Annotated in this window: 14 protein-coding genes; 10 read left to right on the plus strand and 4 right to left on the minus strand. The window is 65.4% G+C overall.

Annotated elements, in window-relative coordinates:
- On the minus strand, positions 1-1,629 hold the full coding sequence (locus AC0KS4_RS13040) for a PEP-utilizing enzyme (RefSeq protein ID WP_238956079.1): 1,629 nt from the start codon (positions 1,627-1,629) through the stop codon (positions 1-3).
- A 145-nt stretch (positions 1,630-1,774) separates the two neighbouring features.
- Between AC0KS4_RS13040 and AC0KS4_RS13045 the strand changes: the two genes are divergently transcribed.
- The 4 genes from AC0KS4_RS13045 (at position 1,775) to AC0KS4_RS13060 (ending at position 4,909) form a co-directional block, all read left to right on the plus strand.
- A complete protein-coding gene (locus tag AC0KS4_RS13045) occupies positions 1,775-2,791 on the plus strand; it encodes a hypothetical protein (RefSeq protein WP_238956080.1) in 1,017 nt (338 codons plus the stop codon).
- 16 nt (positions 2,792-2,807) lie between these two features.
- Positions 2,808-3,602: an SDR family oxidoreductase gene (locus AC0KS4_RS13050; RefSeq protein WP_275254150.1), complete on the plus strand. Its 795-nt coding sequence runs from the start codon at positions 2,808-2,810 to the stop codon at positions 3,600-3,602.
- Between the two features lie 129 nt (positions 3,603-3,731).
- The gene (locus AC0KS4_RS13055; RefSeq protein WP_238956082.1) at positions 3,732-4,337 is read left to right on the plus strand and encodes a TetR/AcrR family transcriptional regulator; all 606 of its coding nucleotides are present in this window, start codon (positions 3,732-3,734) and stop codon (positions 4,335-4,337) included.
- A 20-nt stretch (positions 4,338-4,357) separates the two neighbouring features.
- On the plus strand, positions 4,358-4,909 hold the full coding sequence (locus AC0KS4_RS13060; RefSeq protein WP_238956083.1) for a nuclear transport factor 2 family protein: 552 nt from the start codon (positions 4,358-4,360) through the stop codon (positions 4,907-4,909).
- 4 nt (positions 4,910-4,913) lie between these two features.
- Here the strand turns inward: AC0KS4_RS13060 and AC0KS4_RS13065 are convergent, their stop codons facing one another.
- Positions 4,914-5,828, minus strand: coding sequence for a TIGR03619 family F420-dependent LLM class oxidoreductase (locus tag AC0KS4_RS13065; protein ID WP_238956084.1), 915 nt, complete (start codon positions 5,826-5,828; stop codon positions 4,914-4,916).
- 3 nt (positions 5,829-5,831) lie between these two features.
- On the minus strand, positions 5,832-6,641 hold the full coding sequence (locus AC0KS4_RS13070) for an SDR family NAD(P)-dependent oxidoreductase (protein WP_238956085.1): 810 nt from the start codon (positions 6,639-6,641) through the stop codon (positions 5,832-5,834).
- A gap of 131 nt (positions 6,642-6,772) precedes the next feature.
- On the opposite strand from AC0KS4_RS13070, the gene AC0KS4_RS13075 reads away from it, so the two are divergent.
- The 6 genes from AC0KS4_RS13075 (at position 6,773) to AC0KS4_RS13100 (ending at position 12,373) form a co-directional block, all read left to right on the plus strand.
- Positions 6,773-7,405, plus strand: coding sequence for a TetR/AcrR family transcriptional regulator (locus AC0KS4_RS13075; RefSeq protein WP_238956086.1), 633 nt, complete (start codon positions 6,773-6,775; stop codon positions 7,403-7,405).
- Positions 7,406-7,648: 243 nt separating this feature from the next.
- A complete protein-coding gene (locus AC0KS4_RS13080; RefSeq protein WP_139826530.1) occupies positions 7,649-8,800 on the plus strand; it encodes an amidohydrolase family protein in 1,152 nt (383 codons plus the stop codon).
- 6 nt (positions 8,801-8,806) lie between these two features.
- Positions 8,807-9,079, plus strand: coding sequence for a hypothetical protein (locus tag AC0KS4_RS13085; RefSeq protein ID WP_238956087.1), 273 nt, complete (start codon positions 8,807-8,809; stop codon positions 9,077-9,079).
- 31 nt (positions 9,080-9,110) lie between these two features.
- Positions 9,111-10,256 (plus strand): acyl-CoA dehydrogenase family protein, encoded by a 1,146-nt coding sequence (locus AC0KS4_RS13090; RefSeq protein WP_014385018.1) that lies wholly within the window; start codon positions 9,111-9,113, stop codon positions 10,254-10,256.
- On the plus strand, positions 10,253-11,446 hold the full coding sequence (locus tag AC0KS4_RS13095; RefSeq protein ID WP_238956088.1) for an acetyl-CoA hydrolase/transferase C-terminal domain-containing protein: 1,194 nt from the start codon (positions 10,253-10,255) through the stop codon (positions 11,444-11,446). Before AC0KS4_RS13090 ends, AC0KS4_RS13095 begins: the two co-directional genes overlap by 4 nt.
- A 15-nt stretch (positions 11,447-11,461) precedes the next feature.
- Positions 11,462-12,373, plus strand: coding sequence for an SDR family NAD(P)-dependent oxidoreductase (locus AC0KS4_RS13100; RefSeq protein WP_080588021.1), 912 nt, complete (start codon positions 11,462-11,464; stop codon positions 12,371-12,373).
- Positions 12,374-12,385: 12 nt separating this feature from the next.
- On the opposite strand, the gene AC0KS4_RS13105 is transcribed toward AC0KS4_RS13100, so the two are convergent.
- Positions 12,386-13,162 (minus strand): SDR family NAD(P)-dependent oxidoreductase, encoded by a 777-nt coding sequence (locus AC0KS4_RS13105; protein WP_014385021.1) that lies wholly within the window; start codon positions 13,160-13,162, stop codon positions 12,386-12,388.
- Positions 13,163-13,176 lie beyond the last annotated feature (14 nt).

Genomic DNA, 13,176 nt, shown 5'->3' on the forward strand with positions numbered 1-13,176 from the left:
TCAGCCCTCAGCCGAGGGCTGCGCGCGTTCCAGGATCTGCACGGTCCCGGTGCTTCCATCGATGCGGCAGTAGTCGCCCGTGCGCAGCGCGCGGGAGCCGTCTTTGGTGTTGACGATGCAGGGAATTCCCAACTCCCGCGCGATGATTGCCGCATGGTTGAACGTCCCACCGATGTCGACCACCAGCGCGCTGGACAGAAACATCAAGGATGCCCAACTCGGATCTGTCATCCTCGTGACCAGGATCTCCCCGGGTTCCACGTCGGCGCCCGGATCCGCCGGGTCGAGGATCACCTTTACCCGCCCCTCGACGACACCCGCGCTGGCTCCGACACCCTGCAGTTCGGTGATGTGCTCGGTGGAGGAATCTTCGCGTGCGGTGGGCATGCCTTGCCAGGTTTCCGGCAGTGCCATGGCCCGGTATTGATCGTGGCGCTCTCGACGACGGGCCACCACAGCGGTCCAATCATGCTGTTGCGGGGCGGTGATCTCGTCGACGGTCAGGAAGAACACGTCCTCGGGATCGGCCAGGACACCGCGTTCGGCCAGCAACACACCGATCCTGCGCGCGCACGCCCGTGCCATGTCCAGCGACTGCAGGAACGCCGCTTTGGCTACGCCCCGCATCGGTATCCCCCGCTCACCCATCCGAAACACCAGACGCCCGAGCGGCCGCTGCCAGACAGGCAGACTGGCGAGCAATCGCGCTTCGAGCGCAAGGCGTTCTTGGCGCTTGCGTTGCTCAGCGGTGACCGGGTCGGCATCGTCGGCCATGGCCGACCAGCCCGCGAGCGCGCTTCGCAATGGGGCCGGGTCTTCACGCCAGACGCGGCCGGACAGCTCACCCTCGCTGGGGCCGTGGTAGCCGTGCCGCGCCAACAGTTCTTCGACGGAAAGCCCGCCCCGCGAGGCCTTCCAAAGGTCTTGGACCATGGCGGTTTCGGCGTGCTCCCCGTACCCGCTGGTGAGTGCGGTAAGATCCCCCACCCCGGCGTGTTGAACCAAGGCCGTAAGTGCTTCGAACGCCGGTTGCACGACGCAGGCGACCGCTTCGCCGTCGAGAATCACGCTGCGCAGGAAGCGTTCTCGTGCATCAGCCAACTGTATGATGGCCTCGGCGTGGCTCATGGTCGCCACCGAACCAATACGACTGCGCCACCACTGATCGATCTTGCGCTGGTTCTCGAGCAGCGTGCGCGGCAGCGTGAGAAAGGCAGTCGTGGACCGCACCGCGATCAACGGATATCGACGGCGGCGGCGCTGGGGGCGGTAGCCCGGCGGCACGATCCCGTAGATGCGCTCGGCCAGACGTGCACCCGTGGTCCCCGGCAGCGAATCCCCCATCCGCGTGAGGAAATCCACGCGGCCGGCCACCCTGCCGAAGAAGATGTTCACCGCGCGTTCGGTGGGGTCGTGCGGCACTCCCCGCTCCCGGCGCGGCAAAACTCCCATCGACACAAACGGTTCGCGCATGCTGCACTCGGCGGGCACACTCCAAATCGACCAGCTCAGCGGGGTCATAACGCCCGGCATCGCCTCACCGATGTTGGAGGAACTCCAGAATGCGTCCGGGGCACTGATCCCGTGTACGGGATTGTCGTCATCGGCAACCAGGTCGAGATGGTCCATCGCCGTCCTTTCATCCGCCCCGTCGGCCTCAGCATACCCGGGCGACGATGTGTTTGTATCGGTTTCAATACACTAGCATTGACATGTCTCCCCAGGGGTGCAAGAGTCGGCTGGTGCCCACGTTCGAGTTCACAGCGAGGCGTCGATGATCACGGCCGCCGACGATGCGTTGCATACTCCGGTCTCGGACGACTTTTGGTGGTCGGAGACGTACTACTTCAACTTCGACGCTCCCGCGGCGGGCCTGTCGTGCATCGTCTACCCTTGGCTGCGCGCGAATCTGGGCATTTCCGCATGTGGCGTCGCGGTTTGGCAGGGCTTCGCCGCATCTCCGTTCCAGATGCGCGTCTACGACTGGCAGCAGCAGCTGCCGATGCCTGACGGCGGTCTGCCCGACGTGGCGTTCGCCAATGGTGTCAGCATCGAATGTCTCGAACCGCTGATGCGCTACCGGCTGCGCTACACCTCGCCCACGTCGATCCGGCAGAAGGTGTCGTTCGACGTGACATGGGAGGGCATTGCGCCGCCCTACGAGGTCCTCAGGCACGACCTGCGGTTCCTCGGCAAGGGTCACTACGACCAACTCGGTCACGCCAGCGGGTGGCTGCAGATCGACGACGAGCGTCACGTCGTCGACTCATATGTCGGCCGGGACCGCTCCTGGGGTCCGCGTCCGGACCTCGGCGACGGTATGGGATACGCCACCACCACGCTCGGAGTCGCCTCGGCCGAATACGGCTGGCATCTCCTGTGCGCCGGCACGTCGGAGGAGGACTATGCCTGCGTCGGCGGGGTCGTGGTGATCGATGGCGTGGTGCGGCAACTTGAGACGGCGTCGCGAGAGGTGTTGCATCGGCACGAATCCGGCCGACCGGAGGTGGTGCGGGTGACGGGCGTCGATGACACCGGACGACGGCTCGATGTCACCGGCGAGGCCCTCAACGGTGCTCCGTTTCACGCCCGGCCGAATTTGTTCTCGTGGGTGACGGCGATGCACTGGGAGGGTGAAGGAGACTGCCGAGGCATTTCGTTCTACGGCCAGGACCAGGACGCTTGGTCGTTCAATTTGTACCGCGACCGGGTCCGCGAGGGACGGTTCGCGATGGGCGCGGAGGCGCCCGCCACCACGTCGCTGCCAATCGGCAACGCACCGACACAGTAAAACGGAAGAGCTGACTATGGATTTGGGAATCGCCGGTAAGGTCGCGCTCGTCTCCGGCGGCAGCCGCGGCGTCGGCCGCAAGGCCGCTGAGATGTTCGCCGACGAAGGGTGCAAGGTCGCCGTCGTGGCGCGTGGCAAGGAGGCGATCGATGAGGCTGTCGCGGCCATCCAGGCCAATGGCGGCGCGGCTATTGGTGTTTCGGCGGACTTGACGCTCGAGGGCGATGTCGTTCGGGCCGTGGCCGAGACGACCGAGGCCTTCGGTCCGCCCGATATCGCGGTCTCGAACGTGCATGGCCCCGGCCCCGCGAACTTCGACGACCTCACGGATGAGAACCTCATTGACGCGTTCCAGCGCATGACGATCAGCTTGGTGTACATGGCGCGGGCCTGTCTGCCGCATATGAAGCGACAGGGGTGGGGTCGGCTGGTCAACGTCGGCTCGGGTGCGGCGAAGGAACCGCCTGCGGGGCTGCGGCACATGCTGGCCAACAGCACGCGGGCGGCGGCGGTCGGGCTGAACAAGTCGATGGCTAACGAGCTGGGCAGTTTCGGCATCACAGTCAACACGGTTGCCACGGGCTGGATCGGTACCGAGCGCATGCACGAGTACGTCACCAAAGTTGCCACAGAACGCGGCATCTCACCCGAGCAGGTCCTGAGCACGGTGACCGCCGACATCCCCGCGGGGCGCGTGGGACGCCCGGAAGAGGAGGCGAGTCTGGTCGTCTACCTGGCGTCCGAATTGGGCGGCTACATCAACGGCGAATTCATCAACGTCGACGGCGGCTCCCACCGCAGCGCGTTCTAGGGAGCCGGCATGCTGCAGCCCGTAGGATCTGTTATCGAGATCGCGCACGTTGTCGACGACCTCGACACCGCGATCACGCAATACGTCGAATTCTGGGGTGCCGGAACGATTTACACCACGGGTTGAGACATGGCGAAACCAACCATCGACAAAAGTGATCTGACCACCAAGGCGCGCGTACGGGCCGCCGCGCTAGACCTTGTCGGCGAGCAGGGGCTCGATGCGACCACAATCCGCCAGGTGGCCGCACACGCCGGTGTTTCGGTCGGAGTGGTGCAGCACCATTACAAGACGAAAGCCGAGTTGGCCGACGACGTCCGCGCCTGGGTGTTGGCCCGCCTGGTCGACGCCGCGGGGGCCGTCTCCGGCGCACGCATCGATGCGGTCCGCCCGGAACTCGCGGCGTTCGACGACTTGATGTCGGGCAACCCCAAGCTGGCCGCCTACACCCGACGCATCCTCATCGAGGCCACTCCGAATGCCAAGCGGTGGTTCGCCGAAGCGCTGGATCAGACCGTCGAGCAGGTGCGCGAAAAGACCCCCGACGGACTGGCTGCCCGACCCGAGGAGCTACGGACCGTTGCCGCGATGCTGCTGGTCGTGACTTTCGGCCCGGTGATACTCGGGTCGGCGTTGACCGACCTCCTCGACTGCTCTGTCGAGGAGGCCCAGTACCGGTGGCGGCAGGTCGAGGACGGCATGCCGATCACAGCCGCGTTGCCCCGACCCCGGTGATGTGAAAGGTAGGACCAGGCATGACGACGACCGTCGAAGCCACGCATGACACGCTCATCGCCAAGGACGCGATTCGCGATCTCGTTCTCCAGTTCTGTCGCGCCGTCGACCGTGGCGACGTGGCACTCGCCAGGACCCTGTACGAGAACGACGCCCTCGACGACCACGGCTTCAATCGCACCAACACCGCGCAGGAATTCCTCGATTCGATCGAGTCGATGGAGGCGCAATTGGCGGTGATCCAGCACAACATTACGAACCACCTGATCCGAATAACCGGCCCGCGCAGCGCAGAGGGTGAGGCTTACATCATCGCGTATCACCGTTCGGAGAGCGAGGATTCCGCGTACCTACTGATCACCGGCGGCCGCTATCTCGATCGCTATTCCAAACGCGAAGGTCAATGGAAGATCGCCCACCGCAAGTGCGTCATCGACTGGGCGCAGGACATGACCGTTCCGGCGAGACTCCGCGACGATTCCATCACCGCCAACGTCGCCACGGGGCGGATGGACGCCGACGATCCTTCCTATGGCTTCTTCGCCGCGTTCATGCGAGGGCAACGGACGTGAATCACTAACTCCCCATGCCGAAATGGTCCGCGAAGCGCGCCAGATAGGTCTCGGCAGATGATGCGGATGTCGCATCGACATGGGCGAGGATCAGGGTGGCCCCGGCCCGCGCCATGCCTTTCACGTATTCATCAAGTGCGTCCACCGCGCGAGCGTCGTCAAAGGCGACCGACGGTGCGGCGACCTGTATTTCAACACTGGCTATATCGCGGCCCGACGCCGTAAGGAGATCACGGAGGGTGTCCACTGCCCGCGAGAAGTCGTCGATGCCTTCGATCGTCGCGGTTCGGACCGACGATGCTACGGCGGCAGGGGCCACTACCGGGCTCCAACCGCTACCGTGTTCGACCACCCTACGCAGCGTCGCGTTGTTGTTGCCGCCGATCCATAGTGGTGGGTGCGGCTTCTGGATGGGCGCGTCCAGGTTGACTTCACCGTTCGCCGCGAAGGTGGATCCGCTGACCGGCTGCTCGGGGTGTGTCCAGATCCGGCGCAATGCGGCCAGCGATTCGTCGAAAAGCGCCGTTCGATTGTCGAACTCGGCTCCGACAGCAGCGAACTCGGAACGCAGGTAGCCCGCTCCGACGCCGGCGATCAATCGCCCGCCGGAGACGATGTCCAACGACGTGAGGGCTTTCGCGGCCATGTATGGGCTCCGGAAGGGCAGCACATACAGATGCGTCATCAACCGGATCGTGGTGGTCGTCGCGGCGAAGAAGGCGAGGGCCACGGTCGGGTCGAAGGTATCGTGGCCGCCCGCCCGCCGCCATTTCATCGACGGAGCTGGGTGTTCGGCGAGTGCGATCGCGTCGAAGCCGAGCGCCTCTGCGTGGGTGGCGAGCGCCCGCATGACCGCCGGCTCGCGGAATTCGGCGCTGGCCGTCGGAACATCACTGGGATACTCGATCGAGAATCTCATCGGTCAGTAGATCGATCCGGTGCCGCCGCCATCGAGGTGGAGGTTCATCCCGTTGAAGAAGTCCGCCTTCGTGCTGGCGAGCATCGCGACGGCATAGGCGATGTCGCTGACCTGTCCGATTCGATGAACGGTCTGTCCGGTTCCTTTCAACACGTATTCCGCGGCGCGGTCGAGGTCGTCGCCCCATCCGCGGCGCTCAGCGAAAGTACGTAAGAACGCGCGCAGGCCGTCGGTCATGATCATTCCGGGCATCACCGTGTTGACCGTGACCCCGGTGCCCGCCAGAGCTTTTGACAGGCCCATCGACATATTGATCATCGCCGCCTTGGACTGCCCGTAATCCGGTTGGCCCGATGTCGGGATTATGCCTGCCGCGGACGCGACCTGGATGATGCGCCCCCAACCGTTTTCCTTCATCGCCGGCGTGAGGGCGTGGATGAGGTACCCCGCCGACAACACGTTGCGCTGATATGTGACTCCCCACTCCGACACCGGGAGCGCGAACCACGACTGCACCCCTGACTCCGATGGTCCACCAGCGTTGTTCACCAATATGTCTATCCCGCCGAACGCCGCCGCCGCAGTCTCGGCGACACCCGCCGCGCCGTCCTCGCTGGATAGATCGCCCACCGCGTCGGCTGCCTTCCCGCCGTTCTGCCGGATGCCATCGGCCACTGCCGAAACCCGGTCTGCGTTGCGTCCGTGGATAACCACCGACACTCCCTCGGCCGCCAGCATCCTGGCGATCCCGGCACCGATCCCCGAACTACTTCCGGTGACGAGTGCCCGCTTGCCGTCCAGACCCAGCTTCATGACTGACGTCGTCCCTTCACATTGCGGCCCGTCCCAGATTGTCACGGCGCCACCAGCTTTGTCTAGTGGCACTGAACTTAATGTTGGCGTGGCGACACGGGCAAAGCAGCATGGTCGCTATCGTATTGACGATGACGGATAGCCCGAAGGTGCGCCGCGGCCACGCCCGCGCCGCGCTTATCGAGGCCGCGAGGCGGCAATTCGAAGAAGTCGGTTTCACCGCCGCGACGACACTGGACATCGCCAACCGGGCCGGTGTGTCGGAAACGCTGATCTTTCGCTACTTCGGTTCCAAGACCGGACTTTTCGTCGAGGCTGTGCTTACGCCGATGGCCTCGTTCATCAGTGGCCTGGTGGACAGATGGGAAAGCGGCACGCTGCCCGGCGACACGTCGTTCCAAGGGACGATCGGCAGATACATCGACGATCTGTCGGCGGCACTGCCCGACCGAGGTGCGCTCGCACGGGCGACCGTCGAAGCACTTGCGACACATGGGGCTGCGCCCGAGATAAAGGAATTCCGGGAGCGGTTGTCGTCCCTGTTCGACACTCTTGCGATCGACATGGAGGCCTATCTCGGCCAGCAAGGCCTCCGCGATGCCGATCCGAAGATCATCGTTCGCATGGGGTTCTTGCTCGTGGGTGCCGTCTCGGCCCTTCTGCCCCTTACCTATCCCGACGGCCACACACGGCCATCGCCGCAGCGGGTGAAGCCCGAACTGACGGACTTCATTCTCTACGGTCTGCAATCGCCGCGGCCCTGAGGCTTCTACGACCCACCGGTCGATCGTCTTGTGCACCAGCTCGTCACCGAGGCGCACTATTCGATCCCATCTGCCGAGCACCGCTGAGGCCCGCCCGCGATAGCTGCCTCCATGCCGCTGTCCCATCTCCGCGGGTCGGCGCGGTGTGGATCTGCTTGCAGCGGCAGCGCACGATAAACTACTCTCGAAATAACTAAATGTTTTTATATTTTGGCACATTGAAATGTCCTTGAGGAGCCACCCGTGCCGCTACAGCCCTGGATGGAATTGATCTCCGTCGACGATCACCTGATCGAACATCCGAAGGTGTGGAGTGATCGCCTCCCCACCAAGCACCTGGAGGCGGGCCCGAAAATCATCGAGTGGGAACGCCCCGACACCCACCAGATGTGTCAGGTGTGGGAATACGAGGGCCGGATCTATCCGTACATCGGCCTCAACGCCGTCGCGGGCAAGAAGCCCGAGGAGTACGGCATCGAACCGGTGCGCTACGACGACATGATCCCCGGTTGTTATGACCCCAAGGCACGGGTGGCCGACATGGACATCGACGGTGTGCAGGCGATGACATGCTTCCCGTCGTTCCCCCGATTCGCCGGCGCGGTGTTCGCCGAGGGCGAGGACAAGGAACTCGCCAAGTTGTGTTCGGCGGCCTGGAACGACTTTCACCTCGATGAGTGGGCCGCCACGGCGCCCGACCGGTTCGTCCCGGTGGCCATGCTGCCGTTCTGGGACCTCGAGGCCAGCGTCAAGGAGATCCACCGCGTCGCCGCGAAGGGCGCCAAGTGCGTGACGTTCCCGGACCTGCCCGACCGACTCGGATTGCCTTCCGTGCACTCCGATCACTGGGATCCGGTGCTCTCGGCGATGGAGGAAACCGGCATGGTGCTGGCTCAGCACTTCGGTTCCGGCGGCTTCCCACCGCCGATTGCTCCCGACGCGCCTTTCGCCGTGTTCATCACGCTGATGGGGACCATGTCGATGACCTCGATGACGGACTGGCTGTTCTCCAACACCCTCTACCGGCACCCGAAGTTGAAGATCGGCCTGTCTGAGGGCGGCATCGGCTGGATCCCTTACATCCTGGAGCGCTGCGACAGCGTGTGGCGTAAGCACCGCTTCTACAACAACATCAACCAGGATCACCCGCCGAGCTACCTGTTCAAGAAGCACATTCACGGCTGCTTTATCGAGGATGACTTCGGCGTGGAGATGCGCCACATGATCGGCGTCGACAAGATCACCTGGGAGTGCGACTATCCGCACTCCGACTCGTTTTGGCCTCAGAGCCGAGAGCGCGCGGCGCAGGCGTTGGAGAAGGTGCCCGACGACGAGGTGCACCGCATCGTCGAACTGAACGCCCGTGAGTTCTATAACTTTCCGCGGGCGGCGTGACCGGCTGTGACCGACGACGGGGCGACCGGTCGGGCAAGCGTAGAGCGGATCGAGCAACTTCCGCAGTCGGACTGGACCGAACAGGACCTACTCACCAAGGACGAGGCCCGCGGACGCCTCGTCGAGGAGATCGGTCGCACCCGGGCCCGGCTCGAGGAATTGCAGGCCGGTACATGCGACCCGTCTCACCGCGATGCCGAGATCACCCTGCTGGCCCGTCGACTCAATGCGATGGAGTCGGTCCGCGACGAATACAACGACTATCTCGACGGGAAGTGATTCCGACCCGTCCTACACCAAGGAGTGACCGGTGTCGGCTACCCCTGACGTCCTAGAAGACGTCGGCGCAATACGCGCGGAGATCCGCTCGTTCCTGGACAACGCACCGAGGCCCGCAGGTCTACGGAACTACGGGCCCACGCCCACCGCGGACGACGTCGAACCTGGCCGGATCTGGCACCGCTACCTCGCCGACCACGGCTACGCCTGCTTGCACTGGCCGCGCGAGTTCGGCGGTGCCGCAGCAACAGTGACGTATCAGGCCGTCTTCGCCGAGGAGTGCGCGCGAGCCGAAGTGCCCCGCCAGCTCAACATCACCGGTGCCGACTTGGTTGGACCCGTGCTGATCAAGTTCGGCAGTCAGCAGCAGAAGGATCGCTACCTGGAACCGATCAGGCTGGGCGACGATGTCTGGTGTCAGCTCTTCTCCGAGCCCGGCGCCGGCTCAGACCTCGCCGGTGTTCGCACGCGGGCCGAGCGCACTGCCACCGGCTGGCGGATCGATGGTCAGAAGGTGTGGAGTTCGGCGGCCGCCTCGGCCCGCTTCGGGCTGCTGCTCGCCCGAACGGGGCCGGACAAGCACCGCGACTTGTCGATGTTCGTAGTGCCCATGGACATCCCGGGGGTCACGGTGCGCCCGCTGACGCAGATGGACGGCGAGAGCAAGTTCAACGAAGTCTTCTTCGACGGCGCCGAACTCGACGAGGGCGCCCTGATCGGTGAGGTTGGTCAGGGCTGGACGGTGGCGATGGTGACGCTGGGCCGTGAGCGCCTGACGTTGGGTTCGCAGGCAGTATCGATGTTCCGGTTGCACGAGCGCATGGTCGATGCGGCCCGCGACCACGACCTGCTCGACCCGGTGCTGTCGAGGTCGATGACCCGGCTTTGGGCCAGGATGTGGCTGCTCCGCTACACCTGGCAGCGCGCCATCGACTCGGGTGACCTGACGTCGCCGGCCTTCTCGGTGCTCAAGCTGATGACGTCGGAAACGGACCAGGACCTGGGTGACATGGCCACCGAGGTGCTCGGTACCGACGCGTGCGCAGACCCCGAGGACGACGGCCTGGTACACCACATGCTGGTCGGACGAGCACAGACGATCCTGGGCGGAACCAGCGAGATTCAGCGCAACATTCTCGGTGAGCGGGTACTCGGGCTCCCCAAAGAACCACGATGACAGCGAGTTTGACTGCGGCCGACTTCACCTCAGCGCTGCGCGCCGCGCTGCGTCCCGGAATGACGGTTGCCCTCGGCGACGGAGTGGGCGCGCTTAGCTGCCTCGACGACGGAGCATCGGTCGGCGCGGCGCTGAGCATCGCCGCCAGCGAGGTCGGCGCGGTGCGCCTGGTGCTGGGCTGGCTGGCCGCCCCGATCGACGGCCTCGACGCAGACGCATTCGCCGACGTGGTTGCGTTGATGCCGGGATGGGGCGTGCGCGAGGTACTGCAAAGCCCGAAGGCGCGTTTCCTACCGACGCGGCTGGCGGCGATTCCCGCGCTGCTGGCTGACGTGCTGCGGCCCGACGTGCTGCTCACCCGGCTGGTACGTCGGGACGGATTGCTGCAGTTCGGCACCGAGGTGTCCTGGCAGCGCGCGGTAATCGACAGCGGCGCAAAGACTCTCGCGGTAATCGACACCTCGGCGCCCGCGGCGGATGCCGGGCCTCCACTCGACCCGTCGCGCGTCGAGGTGCTCGGCGCTGTCGGGAGCGGACCGGTGCAAACACCGCGGCGCGGGCCCGAACCGATTCACGATGCCCTCGCCGACGCGGTACTACAGTTACTCCCCGAGGGCGCCCGGATCCAGTACGGCCCGGGGCAGCTCGGCACTGCATTGCTGCGGCGGGCGCGGAAGCCGCTGCACATCGACACCGGGCTACTCACCGACGCTGTCGTCGACCTCGACCGACGTGGCCTGCTGGCGGGAACCCCGTCCGCCACGTATCTGCTGGGCAGCGACACGCTCTACGACTGGGCCGACGGGCGCCCCATCTTGCATGGGCTCGATTACACCCACGACTTCACCCGACTGTCGCGCGGCGCACCGCTGGTCGCGGTGAACACCGCCATCGAGATCGACCAATACGGGCAGGTCAACGTCGAGGGCGTGCACGACAAGGTGATCGGTGGCATCGGCGGGCACCCCGACTATTGCGCCGCAGCCCGAATGAGCAGCGGCGGACTGTCGATCATCGCCGTTCCGACGAGAGTAAACGGGCGCCCACCCCTGGTCGCGCAGCTCAGCCGGCCCGCCTCCACACCCGCCCACGACATCGATCTGATCGTCACCGAGTCCGGATACGTCGACCTGCGCACGGCAGACTGGGCGCAGCGCCGCACGCTCATCACCGAATTGTTCACGGAATGAAGGAGATAACGCGCGATGCCTGAAGGCCCATTGACCGGCAAGGTCGTCCTGGTGACCGGAGGCGGACGGGGTATCGGCCGTGGCCACTGCCTCGAGCTGGCCAAGCAGGGCGCCGCCGTCGTGGTGAACGATCCAGGCGTCGGCCGGGATGGCTCCAGCGGTGAAGGTGAAGGCCCCGCGGCCGATGTTGTCGCCGAAATCGAAGCGGCCGGCGGCAAGGCCGTGGCACACACGGGTTCGGTGTCGGCGTGGGATGACGTCGCCGACATGGTGTCGACCGCCATCCACACGTTCGGCTCCCTCACCGGTGTGGTGAACAACGCCGGCATCCTGCGTGACTCCATGGTGGCCGCCTCTAGTGAGGCCGATTGGGACGCCGTCATCGCCGTACATCTCAAGGGCACCTTCGCCGTCACCCGGCACGCCTGTGAGTACTGGCGGGCACAGTTCAAGGCAGGCAACTCGATTGACGCGCACATCGTCAACACGGTGTCGGGCGCGGGCCTGTGGGGCAATGTCGGGCAGAGCGCTTACGGCGCGGCCAAGGCCGCGATCGCCAACCTGACGTTCGTTACCGCGATGGAGGCACAGCGTTACGGTGTTGCGGTCAACGCGATCTCACCGCTGGCCATGTCGCGGATGACCGCCGACGTGTTCGGTGCTCGAGCTGACGACCCCGCACTCGATCCCGCACGCAGCTCCGCGGTGGTGGCGTGGCTGCAATCTGCCCGCTCGTCCTGGCTCACCGGGCAGATCCTCCGCATCAACGGCGGCAAGCTGACCCGCATCGATGGCTTTGCCGAGGCGCCCGGCGCCTATTATGCCAAAGACGGTGTCTCGCTGACATTTTCGGAGATCGGGCAGGCTGTCAGCTGGCTCTACGGCACTTCTCCCCGCGGGCTGGCCGGGCCGCTGCCGACGGCCTGAACGCCAAACGGATTAGGGCGCCCCGCCATCGGCGTAGATGGTTTGTCCGGTGACGAACGCACAGATGTCCGAGAGCAGGAAGGCGATCAGCGCACCGATCTCGTCAGGCTGCCCGGGCCGACCGAGGGCGGCGTCGAATCCGAAGTCCTCCACGAGTGCCCGCTCGAGTGCCTCGTCGTAGGGATAGCCCTTGCTTTCGGCGATGTATCCCCGAACGGCATGCAGCGCATCGGTTTCCACTGCGCCGGGGGCAACGCTGTTCGCCCGGATCCCCGATTTTCCGTGGGTGCGCGCAATGCCGCGGGTGAACGTGGCGACCGCCGCCTTGAGGCTGGCGTAGGGTAACCGAGGCTCGTGTGGCGAGCGGGCCGAGTATGCGGCGGTGGTCACGATCGCGCCTCCGTTGACCGCGAGGTGCGGCAAAGCAGCTTGCACGCTACGAGTGGTCGCCAGAAGGACGTCGTGAAACGCGGTGTCCCATGCGTCGTCGTCCGAGTCGATGGGCATCATCCCCGCGGTGCCCATGGTGACGGCGATGCCGTCGAGTCGGCCCAGGATGTTGACGGCTTCCTCGACGGCGGCGACCGCCGCGCCGGGTTGACTCACATCAAAGGTCAAGCCGTGCGCCGCGGCAGCGCCTGATTCGGCGATCTGGGCCGTCGCGCCCTTGGCTTTGGCCTCGTCGCGCCCGACCACGACGACGGACGCGCTTTCGCGAGCCAGCGCCCGTGCCGCCGCCAGCCCCATACCGGCCGTTCCGCCGACGACGAGATATCCTTTTCCCTCCATCTGCAGATGCACCG

The organism is Mycobacterium sp. NTMscope_MAC_12 (assembly GCF_976985675.1).

Bases quoted from the DNA above. Each gene is read 5' to 3' on its own strand.
- AC0KS4_RS13040 (WP_238956079.1), bottom strand. From the start codon at position 1,629: ATGGACCATCTCGACCTGGTTGCCGATGACGACAATCCCGTACACGGG.
- AC0KS4_RS13045 (WP_238956080.1), top strand. From the start codon at position 1,775: ATGATCACGGCCGCCGACGATGCGTTGCATACTCCGGTCTCGGACGAC.
- AC0KS4_RS13050 (WP_275254150.1), top strand. From the start codon at position 2,808: ATGGATTTGGGAATCGCCGGTAAGGTCGCGCTCGTCTCCGGCGGCAGC.
- AC0KS4_RS13055 (WP_238956082.1), top strand. From the start codon at position 3,732: ATGGCGAAACCAACCATCGACAAAAGTGATCTGACCACCAAGGCGCGC.
- AC0KS4_RS13060 (WP_238956083.1), top strand. From the start codon at position 4,358: ATGACGACGACCGTCGAAGCCACGCATGACACGCTCATCGCCAAGGAC.
- AC0KS4_RS13065 (WP_238956084.1), bottom strand. From the start codon at position 5,828: ATGAGATTCTCGATCGAGTATCCCAGTGATGTTCCGACGGCCAGCGCC.
- AC0KS4_RS13070 (WP_238956085.1), bottom strand. From the start codon at position 6,641: ATGAAGCTGGGTCTGGACGGCAAGCGGGCACTCGTCACCGGAAGTAGT.
- AC0KS4_RS13075 (WP_238956086.1), top strand. From the start codon at position 6,773: ATGACGGATAGCCCGAAGGTGCGCCGCGGCCACGCCCGCGCCGCGCTT.
- AC0KS4_RS13095 (WP_238956088.1), top strand. From the start codon at position 10,253: ATGACAGCGAGTTTGACTGCGGCCGACTTCACCTCAGCGCTGCGCGCC.
- AC0KS4_RS13100 (WP_080588021.1), top strand. From the start codon at position 11,462: ATGCCTGAAGGCCCATTGACCGGCAAGGTCGTCCTGGTGACCGGAGGC.
- AC0KS4_RS13105 (WP_014385021.1), bottom strand. From the start codon at position 13,162: ATGGAGGGAAAAGGATATCTCGTCGTCGGCGGAACGGCCGGTATGGGG.